Source organism: Parabacteroides sp. ASF519, from assembly GCF_000364265.2.
Classification (GTDB): Bacteria; Bacteroidota; Bacteroidia; order Bacteroidales; family Tannerellaceae; genus Parabacteroides; species Parabacteroides goldsteinii.
On record NZ_AQFV02000006.1, the window covers coordinates 4,997,356 to 5,016,688 of the forward strand.

A 19,333-nucleotide genomic window follows, 5' to 3' on the forward strand; every position below is an offset into this window, starting at 1 on the left:
ATAGAGTGTTTACTTTATATTGAATGATTACATATGACAAATTGTTCGTATTGGCTTGTCTGTGTTGACTTGTGCTCAAGTCATCAAGATTTTGCGGAATATTCGTTTTCTGATAGATTCCGTGATGATAAATGTTTTTTTGAGGATGAATACTTTCTGCTTATTTGCGATGGAGTTTTGCTGAATAAGAAAGACCTGTTTAGGTCAAACAGTTGTACCTCGATGAAGGATTTACTGTTCCAAATATTATTTGGTGAAACTACAGTAGAGAGATGGACGGGAGTTTTTACAGGATTCGTCTATGATAAAACAAAGCGGAAAGGATATGCTTGGGGAAATCAGACTGGAGATGTATCGTGTTTCTATTCTTTCGATGAAAAGAATAAGAAACTCTTTGTCTCAAACAACTTCAACATTTTAATAGAAAGAGTAGGATGTGGAGCTCTTGATGAGAAAACGTCTCATTTTCTTTTGACATACGGTTTTGTTCCTGATGATGGAACTATTTCCTGCAACATTAAACGAATAAATCCCGGCTGTTTGCTTCACTTGATGGGGACTGGTTTTCGACTGAAGAAATACCATAGGTTCACATGGAGTAAATCTGTTGATATGACAATGGAACAGGCGGTTGAAGGTCTTGACCATCATTTCCGCAAAGCAGTAAGATTATGCTTTGAAAAAGATATTGAGTATGGCTACAAACGTCATTTAGCTGATTTATCAGCTGGATTGGATTCTAGAATGGTGAATTGGATTGCCTGTGATCTTGCTTACAAGGATATTACAAATATTAGTTACTCTCAGTCACAAACTGATGAATATTGTTTTTCAGCTCAAATGGGGGAGAGATTTTTGAATGAATTTTTCCATCATTCTTTAGATGACGCCACGTTCCTCTATGATATTGACGAAATGGTTAAGCTACAGTTTGGCCTTGGTTGCTACTACAGCATCTCAGGTGGATATCAGTGGCTTAGATTCATAAATTTCTGTAATTACGGCTTAGAACATACAGGTCAGCTTGGAGATGTGATTGTAGGCAGTTATCTTCACAATGAGGTTCAAACTGTTAACCTCAATGCTGGTAGATACTCCTCGTTGCTTCCCCTTCGCTTTCATGTTCAACAGGAAGATTATAAATGTCATGAGGATTTTATGATGTACACTCGTGGTTTCAAAGGAATATTGAATACACATTACCTGCGAAACAATTTTACCTATGCGGTGTCACCGTTCCTAGATTTGGAGTTTATGGAATTTTGTGCATCGATACCGTTGAAACTACGATTGGATAGCAAACTATATTGGAAATGGCTTGACACAAAATATCCTGTGGCAGCATCGTTCCCTAGTTCTCGTATGAGGAATGACAGGAAAGTTATTTCCTTTCTCCATAAATTAAAGAACAAGGTTAGTTATGAGTTGTATGATTTGGGATATAAGTTGGGATTGTTGAAGTCATCGGTTAACAGGAATCACATGAATCCTTACCAGTATTGGTATGAGACCAATGAGCATCTGAGAAACTTCATTTGTGATTATTTCGACGAGAATATTCATATAGTTGGTGATTATCCAGAATTATACAAAGAAGCATGTACTATGTATAATAGTAATAATGCGATAAATAAATTAATGGCAATATCTTTACTTGCTACTGTAAAAACATATATCAAATAATCTTTTTTGTATTTGAAGTAGATATAATAAACTATAATTGATAAAAAGTTATCATAATGACAAAAAAGTACGACATGACAGAAGGATTTATCTGGATAAAATTATGCCGTCAATATATAACCATTAATTTTCTAGATAGATTAAAATGAAGATTTTTATTTCAAATTTGCAACTGCTGGATATTGGTGGTATTAGCACATCATTGCTTAATTTCTTGAACGAACTGAAAAAGGATAATGATATCACACTGTGCATTTTATCCAATTATGTCAGCGATAACGTCAGTTTACCCGAGGGTATCAAGTTAATCCAAGGTTCCAACATGCTTGGAGAAGCTCTTCTTGACCGTCGTCGCATCAGTAATATTGGTATTTATCGTAAAGTCCGCATGGTATTATTACGGATGCTGAAAAGATTTTTAGGTGTGAAGTTTATTCTCAAACTTTGCTTAAAAGGGAAAAAGGTAGAGGGATGCTATGATATGGCAATTGCGTTTTCTAACAATTTATACTCTAACAGCGGAGATATTACTTTGGGTGGCGACTATCAGTTTGTGCTCAATAACGTGAAAGCACGTAAAAAACTGGCATGGATACACAATGATGCAGCCAAGTGTGGAATAACCCGACATATTGCAACCGAGATATTTCGTGATTTTGATGGTATTATTCATGTAAGTAAAAATAACAAAATTCTATTTGATAAAATAGCGCCTGAGTATCAAGAGAAATCTTTCGTTATTTATAATATGTATGACATTCTTCGAATTAAACAATTGTCAGTAGAGTATGCCAATCCTTACGAGAATAATGGGAAAATACATTTAGTGACAGTATGTCGACTCGATGAGAAGCAAAAGAAAATTAGTCGTATTCTTGAAGCTGCCAAAATACTTATTGCAGATGGATATACAAATTTTGATTGGAAGGTTGTGGGCGATGGTATCGACCGAATTAGTTATGAACAAAAATTGAATGATTATTGTCTACAAAACTTCATTGAGTTTGTAGGGCTGAAGCCTAACCCTTATCCCTACATGAAGTATGCCGATGCTTTTGTATTGACATCACTATACGAAGGACTAAGCATGGCAAATGTGGAGGCTCAGATTCTCAATACACCGGCACTTGTGACCAACTATGGTGCAGCCGACGAGGTGGTTGTTAACAACATAAATGGTATCATCTGTGAAAACTCAGTAGATGGCGTAGTTGAAATGATCAAACGTATACTTGTTGAGCCTGCCTTACTTAGTAAGTTCTGTCAATACTTCATTGATAATCCTGTCAACAACAATTTGGCATTACAGCAGTTCTACGAGATAGCATTACATTAAGCATATGACTATGAATAGAGTTAACATTGATCTACGTCAGGCATTAGGCTTTGGGGGTATTGCAAATTTTGTAAGAAATCTTTCGTGTAATCTACCTACTACGGAAAATATTGTTTTTACAGGATGCACCTACCTAACACGTCAGAATGACAGTTATAAATATGAATGGTTTCCTGGTATAATCAAACGCACGATACTACCTTCTAAGTATTTTTTTTATTCAAAATTTAAACTCCCATTTACTTATGAAAAATGGATGAGGAGTAAAAGTGACTTCAATATATTTCTTTCATTCACTCTGCCAGTAGTTCGTTTTGAAGCACCTCTGGTAAGTACTATACATGATATTATCCTTTTACGAACGAATAGTGAACCATCGGCTGTCGTTGAAGAACACAAACGTATTTTAAACAAGACGATTGAACGGTCAAAATACATCCTGACAGTATCACAGAATAGCAAGCAAGACTTAATTGATTATTTTGGGCTTGACGAAAAAATAATTCACGTCATCCCAAATGGCATTGACCAACAAGCGTTCAGGCGATGTATAACAAACGCCGAAGAAACGCGAATGAGAAAAAAATACAGATTACCTCCAAAATACATACTAAATTTTGGCATATACCGTAATCATAAGAACATAGAAAGGCTGATAGAGGCATATTCTAAGTTACCACACTATATTAGAAATGAATATAAATTAGTATTAACGAAAAGTCATCCAGCTATAGATGATGCTATTATACGATATGCTATTGGTGATGATGTTAGAATTATAGGTTATGTTGACGAGATAGATAAGCCTGTAATATACAAATTAGCAAGTATTGTATATTATGCTTCGCTTTATGAAGGGTTTGGAGTTCCTGTGATTGAGGCTCAAGCTGCAGGAGTCCCAGTTATAACATCTAATATATCCAGTCTGCCAGAAGTGGCAGGTGAAGGTGCTGTTTTGGTGGATCCCTATAGTACAATTGAAATTGAGAATGCCATTGAGCGTTTGTGTGAAGATAATATATATCGTTCGCAGATTATAGATCGTGGGCTTATCAACTCACAACAATATACATGGGATTGTGCGAGTCAGAAACTTGTTCAATTTATTCATCAAATCATGTGAAAATGGTAACAAGTAGAACAGTCAATTCTTTAAAAAATACGGGTATATCGCTTTCTGTACAGATTGTCTGCATACTGCTCAGTTTCATAGGACGAACCGTATTCATCAAGCAACTGAACATTGAGTATCTTGGAGTAAACGGCTTATTTTCCAATATACTGACTCTTCTATCGCTTGCTGAATTGGGAATAGGCACAGCGATTACATACATGATGTACAAACCGATTGCCGATAATGATACCGAGAAGATTGCTGCGCTGAACAATCTTTATCGGCAAGTGTACAACTGCATAGGACTATTCATTGTATTGGTGGGATTATCTCTTACTCCTTTTATTACCTGTTTCATCAAGGAAGTTCCGAATATTGAGGAGAACATACATATAATTTATGTACTGTATGTACTTAACACTTCGATGTCCTATTTCTTCACCTATAAGAGGTCGTTGCTCATAGCCTATCAAAAGGAGTATGTCAACAACAAGAACGTACTGCAATTCACTTTGCTGAAGGAAGTTTCATTGGTTTTCATACTGTTTACAGTAAGGAGCTACTATATGTATCTTGTGGCACAAGTAATAGTGACATTTCTCTCCAACATTGCCATTTCCTACAAAACCAACCGACTTTTCCCTGAAGTCGTTAATCTAAAGCCAGCCAAAGTCCCTCGAAATGAGATAAAAGTAATAATGAAGAACACGATGGCTATGGTATGTCATCGTATAGGCTCCGTTATGGTTTCAGGAACAGGCAATATGTTCATCTCCTATTACGTAGGAATTGCCATGGTTGGCATCTATTCAAATTATGTGCTTATTTCCACAAGCGCATGCATGATAGTTGCAAAAGCTGTTAATAGCATAACAGCTAGTTTCGGAAATCTTGTGGCAACCGCTGATGATGACAAAGTTTATAGTGTATTCCGAAAGATATATTTCATGAATTTCACTCTTGCCTATGTCATTGCCATTTTCTTCTTCGCATTGGTTAACCCATTTATCGCTGTATGGATTGGAAGTGAATATTATCTAGACAAAATCTCGGTGTTACTTATTGCTGTCAATTCAATATTCTTCAATCAGTTGAGAATTCCATCGCAGATGGCTATTAACACCTATGGACTCTTTTGGCAGATAAAATGGAAGTCTATTATAGAGGCGTTAATAAACCTTGCTATGTCATTTCTGTTTACCGCCTATTTGGGACTGGGAATAAAGGGCATATTGCTATCTATGCTACTCTCAAATATTGCAACAAACCTGTGGTGGGAGCCATATGTAGTATTCAAGTATGGCTTTAAGATGCCTCTTGTGATATATATGAAGGAGTTTGCCAAAAGCACACTCATGATTGTTTGTACAATCATGATTATATCTTTTGCAACATCTTTGATTGACTCGGTATGCCCTGACGTCTTTATCAATTTTATATTGAGATTGTTAATGACAATTATAGTCTCTTGTTCCCTGTTGTATCTTTGTTACAGTGGCTCCGAAGAATTCTCTTATACATTTAGCTTATTAAGAAAACTATCTATCACTAAATGATTACTCTTCTATTTAAGGATTATAGTACTATTATTTCTTCATTCCATGGTATGATAACAATATCGGATTTGTCAATCTTTATCAGTAAGTACGTCATTTAAGGTATATAATTAAACTTCTAAATCTATCTCTGGATCTAATCTTTATATGATGCACACAAATTATAGCCCAAGTTTCATACAGATGTAGGATCTTGAGACAAATCAGAGCTGTCATTCTGCAATAGAGATAAGTTATTATCAAGATTACAGTAATTTTTTAAATAGAACTGCATGAAAATATTATATATAACAACAAGCTATGAGCAAAAGGCAAACTCAGCTTCAATTCGAAACAATGCGTTGGTAGAAGGACTTATCCAAAATGGATGTAAAGTTACAGTATTGACTCCACAATGGCCGGAACATATGCGATCCATCTATTTCACCAATCAGAATAAAGCAGATGTTATCCGAACTTATATTCCCGACTTGTCTATATTAAAAAAGACTTCTGTTCCCGGAAAAAGGAAGAGTAATTCAACATTGTCGTACATTAGAAGTTTGGTACGCGACCTAATTTATTTCCCAGACATTTGTAAGAAATGGAAAAATCTGATTAGCGTCGAAATTGGAGATTCTTACGATCTTATCATTTCATCCTCAGATTTAAAAAGTTCACATTTCGTTGCTTTGAAACTAAAGAAACAAAATCCTCAGATTCCATGGATACAAATATGGGGAGATCCTTGGAAAGATGATGTTAATTTGAGTTGGTTACATAAACGAAAAGCAGGGAAACAGGAATATGAATTACTGAAACAAGCAGACAAAATCATTTACGTTTCCAGCCTAACAAAAGAAAAAATGAGTCGTAACTATCCTGAAATATCAGATAAGTTATTTTATATTCCAAGAGGTTATTACAAAGCTATTCACAAAAGCAGAATGGATAATAATCTTTTTCGTATTGTCTATACAGGAGTATTATCTCCTGGTCGCAATGTTTTAAACTTCTTATCTGCCCTAGAGGAGTATAATAAAGAAAAAGAAAAGAAGATTTGTTTGGACTTCTATGGAAACTATCCATCGGATATGGAAGAAAAAATAAAAAAATATGTAAGTTGTTCAGTTCATTCAAATATCGATTATGAGGAAATCTTATCTTTATACAGAGAGTCTGATGCTCTTCTTTTCATATCCAACAAACAAGGTTCAACCCAGATTCCCGGAAAGTTATTTGATTATATGGGAACAGAATTGCCAATCATCTGTCTGGTGGATGATATAAATAGTGGTATTGTGCAAATATTAAGCTCGTATCCTCGTTGCCTTATTATACAAAATACTCCTAATGATATCCGGAGGGGATTAACAAATATTAACTTTTACTTAGGTAAACGATATGAAGTTGAACCTAACTTTTCACCTAAAGCTGTAGCTTCTGAAGTATTAAAAATGATGATATGATTTTATATATTGCTTCCATACTACTTTGTCTTGTTTCTTATTCAATCCCTCAACTGCGTAAATCGTTACTTTGGTATAATCTGTGCATGTGCATTTTATGTGTATTCTTGTGCTTTGGATACATGACTGGTTCAGACTGGAGACAATATGAGCCAATGTATAACGAAATAGATTTTCACAATCTATTTTATAATTACTTTGCTGAACCAGGATATTACATTTATATGCTAATATTCAAATTTATGCATTTTAGCTTTTGGAATTTCTTTATTCTGACGAAAGTTATTATCTTTTTTCTGTGTGCTCGGATAATAAACGAATATGTACCTGAATTTCGCTTCTTGGTATGGATGTTTTTTTTACCCTGGTTCGGTTTTTACTTATTCATTGACAATCCGATGAGAAATCTGATTGCTGTCGCAATCTTTCTCTATGCTAGTCGTTACATTATCAATCGTTCTTTCCTGAAATATTGTATTTGTATTTGCCTGGCCGTTTCTTTTCATTTCTCAGCGACCATTTTTTTCCCGTTATATAGTCTTTTCACGAAACGTATATCAACATTGTCATTCATCGTCTTTTTCGTTATTTTTATAGGAATATCCATTAATCGCGATCTTTTCTCTTCGATAATAGAACATGTCTTTGGATCCATTCCTTATATACAAAAAAAAATAGAATTCTATATTATGGGGGATAATCCGGATGGAGAAGGGAAGGGAATCTCATTAGGAATGTTTATCCATTTATTTTTTTTTATCCTTCTTTTACTCTATAGGAATCGAATAGAACAAACAAAAAGCGGAACATTTATCCTGAATGCATCTCTTTTTTATTTGTTAATTTATCGACTGGGGTCAACTATCGATATATTCTCTAGATTTCAATTATACTTATCTGTTTTCTATTCTATAGGAATAGTTTTATTAATTAATATTTTTACCAGAAGTTCTCGATATATTTATATAATATCTCTGCTATGTTTATCCTTTATTGCTTCAAGCAAGATTTTTTCATACAAATATATTCCTTATACAAATTATCTGTATTACATTTTGATAGATGAATATCCTTCTTTTGAATATCGTTCAGATTATAATTACAGAAACACACCTTATTCGCAACAATAAAATGAATTTAAAAATGAAACATAAAATCGTATTTTTACAAGCCGCTCTTAGAAATTCTCATTTCATTAAACGTGTTTTATCTTTGCGGGATGGTGGATTTGATATCAAAGTATATGGATTTGAAAGAGATAACGAGAATGCCAATTTTTTCCCAAAAGATATTTCAGTAGAAATAATCGGTTACATGACAAATGGGAAAAATTATCTCTCCAGACTATCAACCTTACAACAGGGACTCAATAAAGTATTCATAGAAAATCCGGATGCAATATTCTATGCTACAACTTTTGATATTGGTTTCTTTTGCTGGAAAGCAAATCGACCTTATATATATGAAATATCTGATTTTGTATATGTCAATTTCCCTGTTATTCTGCATCCTATTTTTAGATTTTTTGATAGAATATTGGTTAAAAAATCAAAAGCAACAGTATTAACATCTGAAGGCTTTCATCAATACCTATTTAAACGGAATAATATAGCTCCAAATATTCTATTTCTTCCAAATAAATTAAACAAGCAAGTGGAAAATATAAAGCGTGAAAGTCTGCAAACAGAGAATGAAAAATCTCTCAACTTCTCATTCATCGGTTTATATCGCTATCCAAATACAATATTAAGATTTGCCCGGATTATCGGGGAATATTTCCCCTACTATACATTTCATTTCTGGGGAAATGGTGAACTTAAAAACGAAATACAGGCTCTTACATATAAATATCCAAATATCATAGAGCATGGTCCATTTAAAAATCCAGATGACCTCCCCACTATTTATGCAAAAACAGATCTTGTGATAGCTTGTTATGATACTTCTACTATAAACGAAAGGATAGCAGAGCCAAACAAATTATATGAAGCCTTATTTTTTTGTAAACCCATTATTGTATCTAAACATACATATTTGGCAGAAAAAGTAGAATTGTTGCAATGTGGTTATGCGATAGATCCATTCAATGATGAAGCAATAGTAACTTTTATAAAACAGATCAGTAAAGAAAAACTAAAGGCAATCAGTCAACATATCTCAAGGATAGATAGCAAACTTTTGATAGACGATCCTAAACAATTATATCATGCGATTCAAAATTATTTTGCATCTGACACTGTACTACATAAATTCTAAAATGAAATATAATGAATCAAAATTTAATATCTATTATTACTCCTGTTTATAATGGAGAGAAATTTATAACTGAAACGATTTATTCCGTACAAAGGCAATCGTATCCGAACTGGGAAATGATTATTGTAGATGATGGTTCTAAAGATGGAAGTGCCCAAATCATCCAGTCTTTTTCAGATCAAGATAAACGAATTAAGTTCATTCAACAAGTTAATGCCGGCTCAGCAGCTGCGCGTAACAATGCATTGCGTCATGCGGAAGGTAGATATGTAACTTTTCTTGATGCAGATGATTTATGGGAACCAGATTTCCTAAAAAAGCAACTGGCGTTCATAAAAGAGAAAGATGCAGATGTTGTTTTCGCCTCATACAGAAGGATCAATGAACATGGATACGAGATTTTAAAACCATTTGTTGTACCGGATAAAGTCAATTATTCAGGTCTATTAAAGACCTGTTCCATATCTTGTCTCACGGCTTTATTCGACAAAGAAAAAACCGGCGAAGTATTCTTCAATGAAAATCTGAAAAGCATGCGGGATGATTTTGTCTTCTGGTTATCTATTCTCAAGAAAATAGATTACGCATATGGGAATAAAGAAATTCTTGCTCGATATAGAGTTTTTGCAAACAGCACAACAGGAAATAAAAAAAGGGTAATCATTCCTCAGTTTAAAGTATATCATGAAATAGAAAAATTAGGTATAGTCAAAAGCCTTTACTACTTACTCAACTGGGCAATTAATGGTTTTATTAAATACAAATAATAAGATGGACATAATTATTGGGGCTGGCGTATCAGGTATCAGTTACGCTAATTTCACAAATAATGAATATATTGTCTTAGAAAAAGATGACAGTATAGGTGGTTATTGTAAGACAATCAAAAGAAACGGGTACGTATGGGATTATTCTGGTCACTTTTTCCATTTCCAAAATCCCGAATTGGAGAAGTATGTATGCAAGAATATAGATCCAACAACTCTTAGGAAAATTAACAAAAAAACTCAGATTCTATACAAGGGGAAATATATTGATTTTCCTTTTCAAAAGAACATTCATCAATTGGATAAGGAGGAGTTTATTGACTGTCTGTATGATTTATTCGTCACAGACGAGATTCAACCAAATAGTTTTAAGAATATGGTATATAAGAACCTGGGGAAATCCATTTCAGAAAAATTCCTTATTCCCTATAATGAAAAATTATATGCCTGTGATCTGAATAAACTGGATGCAAATGCAATGGGACGTTTTTTTCCAAAGGCAAGTAAAGAAGATATCATCCAGAATTTCAGGAAAAGTGAAAACCAATCCTACAACAGTTTCTTTACATATCCTGAAGGAGGGGCCATTGAATATATAAAATCACTGGCTAGCAATATAGAATCGAATAAAATTTTTCTGAATGAAAAGGTCGAACAAATTGATCCGAAGAATAAAATCGTCCAAACAAACAAACGGACATTGTATTATGACCATTTGATTTCCACTATACCTTTTCCAAAACTTTTAGATATTTGTGACCTAGGATACAATAAGCAGTTATACACCTGCAATAAAGTTATGGTATTCAATTTAGGATTTGATCGCAAAGGCAGTGATCTTCAAAATCATTGGGTATACATTCCAGATAAAGACATTATTTTTTATAGAATCGGTTATTATGATAATATCATTCAATCAAATAAAATGTCTTTATATATAGAAATCGGTTTTCCAAAAGACGTTCAATTAAAAGAAGAATCGTTTTATTTGGATAAGGTTATGGATGATTTGAAAAAACTTAGGATTGTCCAAAATGAACAATTAGTCGATTATCATTCAGTTGTTATGGATCCAGCATATGTACACATCAGTAAAGAAAGTCTCGAAGACATTAAACGATTAAAAGAACAGTTAGCTTTTTATCAAATATATTCTATAGGACGGTACGGGAGTTGGACTTATTGTTCTATAGAGGATAACATCAAAGAGGCCCAGAAAGTTGCACAAACAATTTCAAAGAGTTAAAAATAATAATTTGCAATGAAAACAATAATGCTCGTCTTCGGGACTCGTCCCGAAGCAATAAAAATGGCTCCTTTGGTGAAGGAGTTTGAGAAGTATCCCGAACAGTTTAAAACAGTGGTTTGTGTGACTGGTCAACATCGCGAAATGCTGGATCAGGTGCTTCATCTTTTTGAAATCCATCCGGATTATGATTTGAATATCATGAAGCAAGGACAGGATTTATATGATGTAACTGCCCGTGTCCTTACTGGCATGCGAGATGTACTCAAAGAAGTACAACCGGATCTCGTGCTGGTACATGGCGATACGACTACTTCGACGGCTTCTGCTTTGGCTGCTTTCTATCAGCAGATACCGGTAGGACATGTTGAAGCGGGGCTTAGGACACATAACATGTATAGTCCCTGGCCGGAGGAGATGAACCGTTTGATAACGGGGAGGATTGCTACGTATCATTTTTCTCCGACACAGTTGAGCTGTCAGAATTTGTTGGATGAAGGTGTGAAGCAGAAGTCTATCCTTGTAACTGGAAACACGGTGATCGATGCTTTATATCTGGTAGTCGATAAAATTAAAGGAAATGAAGCGTTACAAAGGTCATTGACGGAAGAATTAAAAACTGCCGGATATGAAATCAGGGATCGTCGCCTTGTTCTTATTACCGGACACCGCCGCGAGAATTTTGGGGAGGGTTTCATTCAAATGTGTAAGGCTATCAAGACACTGGCGGAGAAGTATCCGGAAACGGATTTTGTCTATCCAATGCATCTGAATCCGAACGTGCGCAAACCAATTCATGAAGTTTTTGGAAATTCGGATTTGCAGAATATGTTTTTCATTGAACCGTTGGAATATCTGCCGTTTGTTTACCTGATGGAGAAATCGGCCCTTGTGCTTACCGATAGCGGTGGAATACAAGAAGAGGCTCCGGGATTAGGTAAACCGGTATTGGTTATGCGTGATACAACCGAGCGTCCTGAAGCTCTGGAAGCGGGAACAGTTAAATTGGTGGGAACGAATTACGATAAGATTGTACAGGAAGTTTCCGCTTTGCTGGACGATAAAGGGTATTATGACAAAATGAGTAAAGCAGTGAACCCTTATGGAGATGGTAAGGCTTGCGAAAGAATTGTTCATTTTGCAATGGGATAAAGAGGTTATTTTATATGCAAAAAAACCTGTCATCTTCTCCATATGAGAAAAAATAACAGGCTTCAAAATAATTTGGAACCAGCGGTAGCGTCTTTGCACATGTCGGGACGTTTTACTTAGTGGATACTAAAACCATAACCTTGAGAATTGAAAATTTGAAAGTCCCTTATTTCGGAGATGAAAGATATATGTTTTGAAGATAAAATAAGGGACTTTTGAATGCAAAAGATATATGTTTTTTAGAGGAAAAGGAGATTCTACTGTTGACAGGAAATATCTGTTGTACAGCATCAACTTAAAAGTTATGCTGACAGAAGAATTAAAACGCTATAAAAAAAAATTGGTGGAATTGTAGGTAAAAATTTGGCTTTGGATAAATTGGAAGCCTATATCGGAGAGTGTCCGGACCGCCGGATCGAAATAATGAAACTGGCCTGGCTGCTGGGGAGTGATGAGTGTCACCAAAAAAAGGGTTGGACTGATTTGGCAAATAAGTTTTTTGACAAATTCCGACCGGAAATATTGACTTGGTGTGGTTTTGACCTGGTAGATCCGTGGAAGGAGAGAGTACCGGTGAACGACCGGAAATTTTTGAGTGACCTGCTGGGGCAAATGAAGGTATATTATTTCAATGATGTGTCTTTCGACTTCCTGGCTGAGCACTTTTATCTCTGTTTTCGTTTGGAGGGAACGGTCGGTTCTTTTTGTACCGAAATGAAAGTACATGACTCCGATTATTCGGATTGTATCAAACATTTTTTGAATGAAATAAATAGGATTAATAACAAAAATAAGAAATAATAATTGATTAATACGCTGTATAACAGGTTTTTCTGTGCTTGTTTTTGCTGCGATTTTAGTAATTGCCGTCCGGTGCATACCCTCTACCTTTGTAGGGTGAAAGTGAATGATACCGGATGTTGTTAATCTTTGAAATCTGAAAAAAATGGCCGTAGGCCCTTATTTAGTTATAAATATTTATATTCTATATTAAAAGAGGAATTTCAGGACATTCCCGGGCGACTTGAAAAGTCTTCTATTAATAGGCTCAATATCAGAGATGTACAGACACGAAGCAAATTCATTTTCATCTTGATATCAATTTCAAACTTAATTTATATAGGGTATGAAAGATTATTGTGCTGAAAATGAGAAGAATACGTCCAATATTTTTGAAAGAGCATTCCTGAATGTTCTTAGGATCATCCTGAACCAATTACAGGCAAATCTCATCACTATCATTGATTCAAATTTTTCAGAAATGAAACTTATATCTAAATTAATCATTTGGGGAAGTATTTTACTGCTCCCCTTGAACTCTTACGCTCAAATCACGAAAGGACTGAGTTATCAGGCAGAGACTGGAATCAGTTTTAGCGGAGGGGAACATACTCCTTTCTGGCTGACAGCAAATAAACAAGGACTTTCGTCCATTGAGAAGAATAACGGATATCTGCGTGCCGGAATCTTCCGGGAGTTGGAAAACGATAAACGCTTCTCATATGCTTTCGGGGCGGATTTGGCTGTAGCCTATAATTTTACATCGACTTTTGTGGTGCAACAATTGTATGCGGATCTGAAATATCGTTGCCTGGGAGTTAGTATAGGTAGTAAAGAAAGACACAGTGAATTCAATAATCCGCTTTTAAGTAGCGGGGGATTGACATTTTCGGGTAATGCTCGTCCAATCCCGCAGGTTCGTATCGGCATTCCGGAATATACCGTTGTACCGGGAACAAAAGGATGGATGGCTTTCAAAGGCCATATCGCTTATGGTATATTTACGGACGATGGCTGGCAGAAAAATTTCGTGGCTCCGGGGAATAAATATACGGAACATGTACTCTATCATTCCAAAGATTTGTATGTGAAGATCGGTAATCAGGAGAAGTTTCCTTTGATTTTGGAAGGGGGGTTGGAAATGGCTGCTCAATTCGGAGGAAATGCATTTATTGGCAATGAGAAAATAGATATGCCGAATGGAATAAAAGATTTTTTTAAAGTGTTTATCCCCAGCGGAGGTAGTAGTGATACCCCATTGGGAGAACAACTGAATATCTATGGTAATCATTTGGGGAGTTGGAACTTTTCGCTAACCTGGTACGCTCCCAAAAACTGGACAATTCGCCCTTACTATGAACATTATTTTGAAGACCATTCACAGATGTTCGGTGAATATGGCTGGAAAGACTGTCTGGCGGGAGTGGAAATAACGTTTCCTAAGAATCCGGTGATCGGTAGTTTCGTTTACGAATATATCTCGACAAAAGACCAAACGGGACCAGTTTATTGGGACCATACACCTGAAATCCCTGAACAAGTGAGTGGTACAGATAATTATTATAATCATGGAATTTATACCGGATGGCAGCATTGGGGAATGGGAATCGGAAACCCTCTTGTCATGTCTCCCATCTATAATAACGACGGAGATATTGTTTTTAAAAGCAATCGGATGCAGGGACATCATTTTGGAATAATGGGTAACCCTTGTGCCGATCTGCAATACCGTATCCTTTTATCTGTTACCCGCAATTGGGGGACCTATGCGTTACCTTTTTATGAGATCAAAAAAAACGGCAATGCTCTAGCCGAGTTAAAATATACGCCTCATCAATTGAAAGGTTGGGATTTTACAGCTTCACTAGGGATAGACAGGGGAGCTATGTTGGGTAAAAGTGCCGGTGGTATGTTAACAATCAGAAAAACAGGATGGATACGATGAAAAGATATATAATAGCTGTGCTGCTGGTACTGATAGTTAGTGCTTGCGGAAAAACACCTATCAACGGTGACCTGGATGGGCGTTGGCAAATAATGAAAATAGAATATACTTCCGGAGAAGAAGAAACACCGGAGCGAGCTTACTACAGTGTGGCTTTGCATACAATCAACCTGATGCAAGTCGGAGGAACCAGTCAAACTGGAAATATGGAATATACCGGAGATTCACTATTTGTAGTCATGCCGATCAGTACAGTTGAAAACTTATTACCATTTGGCATGAACGGGACGGAACAACGTTTCGGTGTCAAAGAATTAACATCGAAACATCTGGTTTTACAATCAGATTATGCGCGGTTGGAATTCAGAAAGTTTTGATACTACTCTCTCCTAAATCGAAATAATAAAAACAAATAACAATATGAATATCATAATCAGAAATGTATTATTGGGGGGATTGCTATGGCTGGCAGTACCATTGGCGGCACAGGTTCCCCAGGATTTGATTGATAAGGCAAAAGCTGCGGGAATGACAGATGATCAGATACAGCAGGAAATTGCTAAGAGAATGGGACAATCAGGCGCAGGCCAAACAACTTCCAGGGCCTCCGATGCAGTAATTTCTGACCGGGTTATTGCTACTACTCCGGGCAAGGATAGTATCTATCTGGAAGAGCAACGCAAAAGGAATCTACCGGAAAACGATTTGAAAGAAACTGTTTTCGGACGAGAGATATTTTCTAATAAGAATCTGTCTTTTGAACCGGATCTGAATATTCCGACTCCTAAAAACTATATCCTGTCAGCCGGAGATGAATTGCTGATCAATGTCTGGGGAGATTCGGAATTGAATCTGAAACTGAAGGTTTCTCCCGAAGGAACAATTCTTATCCCTAATCTAGGCCCGGTATCTGTCAGCGGACTGACTATCGAAACTGCCGAAAACCGTATCCGACAGGAATTGGGACGGATCATGTCTACCCTATCGGGAAATACCGATGGAGCCAATACATTTGTATCTGTCAGTCTAAGTCAGATACGCAGCATCAAAGTCAATATTGTAGGTGAAGTCGTTGCTCCGGGAACCTATACCCTACCCTCTTTTGCCACTCTGTTTAATGCTTTGTATGCGGCAGGTGGAGTGAATGAGATCGGTTCGCTTCGCGGAATCAAAGTATACCGCAACAGTAAGGAAGTTGCAAAATTAGATGTATATGATTATCTCCTGAATGGCAAATACAATACGAATATCCGTTTGGAAGAAAATGATATGGTGATCGTTTCGCCTTACGACCAGCTGGCTGTGGTTCGTGGAAAAGTAAAACGTAACCGCATTTTCGAAATGAAAAAAGGGGAAACTTTACAACAACTGTTGAACATGGCCGGAGGTTTTACCGGAGATGCTTATAAGAAAGATGTCCGTATCAAACGAAAAGCCGATAGCCGTTATCAAATAGCGACTGTTACGGAAGATAAATATCCGACCTTTGCAATGATGGATGGCGATTCTTTGTTGGTAGACTCTGTAATTCCTTTTTATGAAAACCGTCTGATAGTGACGGGTGCAGTCTGGCGTCCGGGAGAATATGAGTTGAATGGAACTGTACATACCGTAAAAGGATTGATCAACCAGGCAGCCGGCCTGAAAGGTGATGAGTTTACCGGCCGTGCCCAGATCACCCGTTTGAATCCGGATTTCACAACAACAGTGATAGCCGTAGATATCCGTGGAATCCTGAATGGTACATCTCCGGATATAGAACTCAAACCGGAAGACATATTAAATATTCCATCCCTGTTTGATCTCCGCGAGCCTTATACGATCAAAGTAAGCGGAGCAGTGAATTATGTAGATACAGTCCTGCCCTACCGAAACAATCTGACGGTTGAAGATGCCATTATGATGGCCGGAGGTTTGAAGGAATCGGCAGCAACGGTCAATGTGGAAGTAGCCAGAAGAATTAAGGATACAAAAACTTACGAAAACAGTAATCGTACAGCCGAAGTGTTCAACTTTGAGTTGAATGACAATTTAGGACTGATATCCGTTGATGGAAAAAATAGTAATTCAGTCTTTACCCTTGAACCTTTCGATGAGGTGTATGTGCGTTTCTCACCAGGATATCAGGAACAGCAAGTAGTAAAGGTTGATGGTGAAATCACTTTCTCCGGTGATTACGTATTGGCAGAAAAGAACTCCCGTCTGAGTAATATCATAGCCAAAGCCGGAGGGATAACCCCTGATGCCTATGTAAAAGGAGCAAGCCTGAAACGCCAGCTGACAGAGGATGAGATGCGCCGCCTGGAAACTCTCCTGCAACTAAGTTCCAATAAGCAAAGCCGTGACTCGGTGGCTTTATCACTGGAAAATATCAAAAATTATTCAGTCGGCATCGATTTGGAAAAAGCATTGGCTAATCCGGGAAGTGCCCACGATGTGGTATTGCGTGATGGGGATGAGCTTTATATTCCACAATTACAAAGTACAGTTAAGATAAACGGAGCCGTAACCTATCCGAACAGTGTGACTTATACCGAAGGAATGTCTGTCGGAAATTGTCTTTCACAAGCCGGTGGATACAATGATATTGCCCGTAAATATCCGATCGTAATCTATATGAACGGCAAGGTTGCTACAACGAAAAAATGCTTTATCTTCTTCAAACGATATCCAAAGGTAGAACCGGGATGCGAAATCGTCGTTCCGACTAAGACGCAACGCGATCGTAAAACCAGCCTGGCGGAAGTTCTGAGCATAGCCAGTTCAACCACTTCGATGGCAGCTATGGTCACCTCTATTATTAATACAATGAAATAATTTTCAATTTTCAATCTTTAATTTTCAATTAACAAGGTGGATATGATTCAAATGAACACTCCTGACACAGATAATGCACAGGAGATCGATTTAATAGAATTGGCTAAGCGGTTGTGGGGGGAACGCAAATTTATTTTTAAATGTTGCGGAATTGCAGTTGTTGTCGGTCTTGTCGTAGCTTTCAGCATACCGAAAGAATATAGTACAACCGTAAAACTGGCACCCGAAACTTCCGACCCATCCAAAAAGATGGGAAATCTGGGAGGATTGGCTGCTATGGCAGGGATTAACCTGAACAGTACTTCAGGAGCGGACGCCATCTCCCCGGACCTGTATCCGGATGTAGTCAGTAGCATTCCTTTTTTACTGGAGTTATTCCCCGTACAGGTGACAAATGAGAAAGGTAATTATTCTGCATCCTTATATGATTATATGGATGATCACCAGAAAAGTGCGTGGTGGAGTTATGTGGTACAGGCTCCGTTCAAGTTGTTGGGTGTTGTGAAAGATTTGTTCTCAAAAGAAGAACCGGTAAGTAGTGGAGAATTGACTTCTTTCAGGTTGACAAAGGAACAGGCTGATGTTATAAATGCGTTACAACAACGCATTTCTGCCTCTGTGGATAAAAAGACATCGGTAATCACTGTATCCGTTCAGATGCAAGACCCGTTAATCTCGGCGAATATCACTCAAATTGTTTTGGAAAAACTTCAGGGATACATCACAAATTACCGTACCCAGAAGGTAAAGCAAGACCTTGAATTCACAGAGAAAGTATTCAGTGAAGCCCGTGAGTCCTACTACAAAGCACAACGTGCCTATGCGGCTTTTGAGGATGCCAACAAGAATATCATCTCAGCCAGTTACCGTACCGAACAGGAGCGTTTAAAGAATGAAATGACATTAACCTTCAATGTTTACAATACGTTGGCCCAAAAGTTGGAACAGGATAAACTCCGGGTACAGGAACAGACACCGGTATACACAATAATACAACCCGCCACTGTCCCTTTAAAAGCATCCTCTCCCAAGAAGCCGCTGATCCTGATTGGGTTTGTATTCCTTGCCATATTCGGTGGAATCGGTTATCTGTTTATCAAAGACCTTTTCAAACCCAAAGAGGAAACTGAGGTTTTAGATATTGAATAATTAGTTGGGGTATTTATATAGAGTTCAGTTTTTATCAGATTTGAACTATCTTGTCCCCGTGCTTGACACGGGGACGCAAGAGAA

At 36.9% G+C, this 19,333-nt stretch carries 15 protein-coding genes; all 15 read left to right on the forward strand.

Annotation, left to right across the window (positions count from 1 at the left end; translation table 11 throughout):
- Positions 1-33 precede the first annotated feature (33 nt).
- The 15 genes from C825_RS20080 (at position 34) to C825_RS20145 (ending at position 19,249) form a co-directional block, all read left to right on the forward strand.
- Positions 34-1,683, forward strand: coding sequence for an asparagine synthetase B family protein (locus tag C825_RS20080; protein ID WP_010799893.1), 1,650 nt, complete (start codon positions 34-36; stop codon positions 1,681-1,683).
- Positions 1,684-1,828: 145 nt separating this feature from the next.
- On the forward strand, positions 1,829-3,019 hold the full coding sequence (locus C825_RS20085; RefSeq protein WP_010799895.1) for a glycosyltransferase: 1,191 nt from the start codon (positions 1,829-1,831) through the stop codon (positions 3,017-3,019).
- A gap of 10 nt (positions 3,020-3,029) precedes the next feature.
- Positions 3,030-4,142: a glycosyltransferase family 4 protein gene (locus C825_RS20090; RefSeq protein ID WP_044214542.1), complete on the forward strand. Its 1,113-nt coding sequence runs from the start codon at positions 3,030-3,032 to the stop codon at positions 4,140-4,142.
- A gap of 2 nt (positions 4,143-4,144) precedes the next feature.
- On the forward strand, positions 4,145-5,689 hold the full coding sequence (locus tag C825_RS20095; RefSeq protein ID WP_016213009.1) for a lipopolysaccharide biosynthesis protein: 1,545 nt from the start codon (positions 4,145-4,147) through the stop codon (positions 5,687-5,689).
- A gap of 272 nt (positions 5,690-5,961) precedes the next feature.
- On the forward strand, positions 5,962-7,137 hold the full coding sequence (locus tag C825_RS20100; protein ID WP_010799898.1) for a glycosyltransferase: 1,176 nt from the start codon (positions 5,962-5,964) through the stop codon (positions 7,135-7,137).
- Positions 7,134-8,267, forward strand: a complete 1,134-nt coding sequence (locus tag C825_RS27770) for an EpsG family protein (protein ID WP_010799899.1) — start codon at positions 7,134-7,136, stop codon at positions 8,265-8,267. The genes C825_RS20100 and C825_RS27770 overlap by 4 nt, the downstream gene beginning before the upstream one ends.
- Before the next feature lie 13 nt (positions 8,268-8,280).
- Positions 8,281-9,393 carry a glycosyltransferase gene (locus tag C825_RS20105; RefSeq protein WP_010799900.1) on the forward strand — a complete coding sequence of 371 codons (1,113 nt, stop codon included), beginning with the start codon at positions 8,281-8,283 and terminating at the stop codon, positions 9,391-9,393.
- An 11-nt stretch (positions 9,394-9,404) separates the two neighbouring features.
- Positions 9,405-10,160, forward strand: a complete 756-nt coding sequence (locus tag C825_RS20110; RefSeq protein WP_010799901.1) for a glycosyltransferase family 2 protein — start codon at positions 9,405-9,407, stop codon at positions 10,158-10,160.
- Between the two features lie 4 nt (positions 10,161-10,164).
- The gene (locus C825_RS20115) at positions 10,165-11,406 is read left to right on the forward strand and encodes a protoporphyrinogen/coproporphyrinogen oxidase (RefSeq protein WP_010799902.1); all 1,242 of its coding nucleotides are present in this window, start codon (positions 10,165-10,167) and stop codon (positions 11,404-11,406) included.
- A 15-nt stretch (positions 11,407-11,421) separates the two neighbouring features.
- Positions 11,422-12,558, forward strand: coding sequence for a non-hydrolyzing UDP-N-acetylglucosamine 2-epimerase (gene wecB, locus C825_RS20120; RefSeq protein ID WP_010799903.1), 1,137 nt, complete (start codon positions 11,422-11,424; stop codon positions 12,556-12,558).
- 369 nt (positions 12,559-12,927) lie between these two features.
- Positions 12,928-13,359: a hypothetical protein gene (locus C825_RS20125; protein ID WP_016213010.1), complete on the forward strand. Its 432-nt coding sequence runs from the start codon at positions 12,928-12,930 to the stop codon at positions 13,357-13,359.
- A 460-nt stretch (positions 13,360-13,819) separates the two neighbouring features.
- The gene (locus C825_RS20130; protein ID WP_044214708.1) at positions 13,820-15,283 is read left to right on the forward strand and encodes a capsule assembly Wzi family protein; all 1,464 of its coding nucleotides are present in this window, start codon (positions 13,820-13,822) and stop codon (positions 15,281-15,283) included.
- Positions 15,271-15,660: a lipocalin-like domain-containing protein gene (locus C825_RS20135; RefSeq protein WP_010799908.1), complete on the forward strand. Its 390-nt coding sequence runs from the start codon at positions 15,271-15,273 to the stop codon at positions 15,658-15,660. The genes C825_RS20130 and C825_RS20135 overlap by 13 nt, the downstream gene beginning before the upstream one ends.
- A gap of 43 nt (positions 15,661-15,703) precedes the next feature.
- Positions 15,704-18,100 (forward strand): SLBB domain-containing protein, encoded by a 2,397-nt coding sequence (locus tag C825_RS20140; protein ID WP_010799909.1) that lies wholly within the window; start codon positions 15,704-15,706, stop codon positions 18,098-18,100.
- Positions 18,101-18,142: 42 nt separating this feature from the next.
- Entirely contained in the window at positions 18,143-19,249 is a 1,107-nt protein-coding gene (locus tag C825_RS20145; protein ID WP_010799910.1) for a Wzz/FepE/Etk N-terminal domain-containing protein, read from the forward strand.
- The last annotated feature ends 84 nt before the right edge of the window (positions 19,250-19,333 follow it).

Coding starts and splice junctions, on each gene's coding strand:
- C825_RS20145 (WP_010799910.1), top strand. CDS start 18,143: ATGATTCAAATGAACACTCCTGACACAGATAATGCACAGGAGATCGAT.
- C825_RS20140 (WP_010799909.1), top strand. CDS start 15,704: ATGAATATCATAATCAGAAATGTATTATTGGGGGGATTGCTATGGCTG.
- C825_RS20130 (WP_044214708.1), top strand. CDS start 13,820: ATGAAACTTATATCTAAATTAATCATTTGGGGAAGTATTTTACTGCTC.
- C825_RS27770 (WP_010799899.1), top strand. CDS start 7,134: ATGATTTTATATATTGCTTCCATACTACTTTGTCTTGTTTCTTATTCA.
- C825_RS20115 (WP_010799902.1), top strand. CDS start 10,165: ATGGACATAATTATTGGGGCTGGCGTATCAGGTATCAGTTACGCTAAT.
- C825_RS20110 (WP_010799901.1), top strand. CDS start 9,405: ATGAATCAAAATTTAATATCTATTATTACTCCTGTTTATAATGGAGAG.
- C825_RS20105 (WP_010799900.1), top strand. CDS start 8,281: ATGAAACATAAAATCGTATTTTTACAAGCCGCTCTTAGAAATTCTCAT.
- wecB (WP_010799903.1), top strand. CDS start 11,422: ATGAAAACAATAATGCTCGTCTTCGGGACTCGTCCCGAAGCAATAAAA.
- C825_RS20090 (WP_044214542.1), top strand. CDS start 3,030: ATGAATAGAGTTAACATTGATCTACGTCAGGCATTAGGCTTTGGGGGT.
- C825_RS20100 (WP_010799898.1), top strand. CDS start 5,962: ATGAAAATATTATATATAACAACAAGCTATGAGCAAAAGGCAAACTCA.
- C825_RS20085 (WP_010799895.1), top strand. CDS start 1,829: ATGAAGATTTTTATTTCAAATTTGCAACTGCTGGATATTGGTGGTATT.
- C825_RS20080 (WP_010799893.1), top strand. CDS start 34: ATGACAAATTGTTCGTATTGGCTTGTCTGTGTTGACTTGTGCTCAAGT.
- C825_RS20135 (WP_010799908.1), top strand. CDS start 15,271: ATGGATACGATGAAAAGATATATAATAGCTGTGCTGCTGGTACTGATA.
- C825_RS20095 (WP_016213009.1), top strand. CDS start 4,145: ATGGTAACAAGTAGAACAGTCAATTCTTTAAAAAATACGGGTATATCG.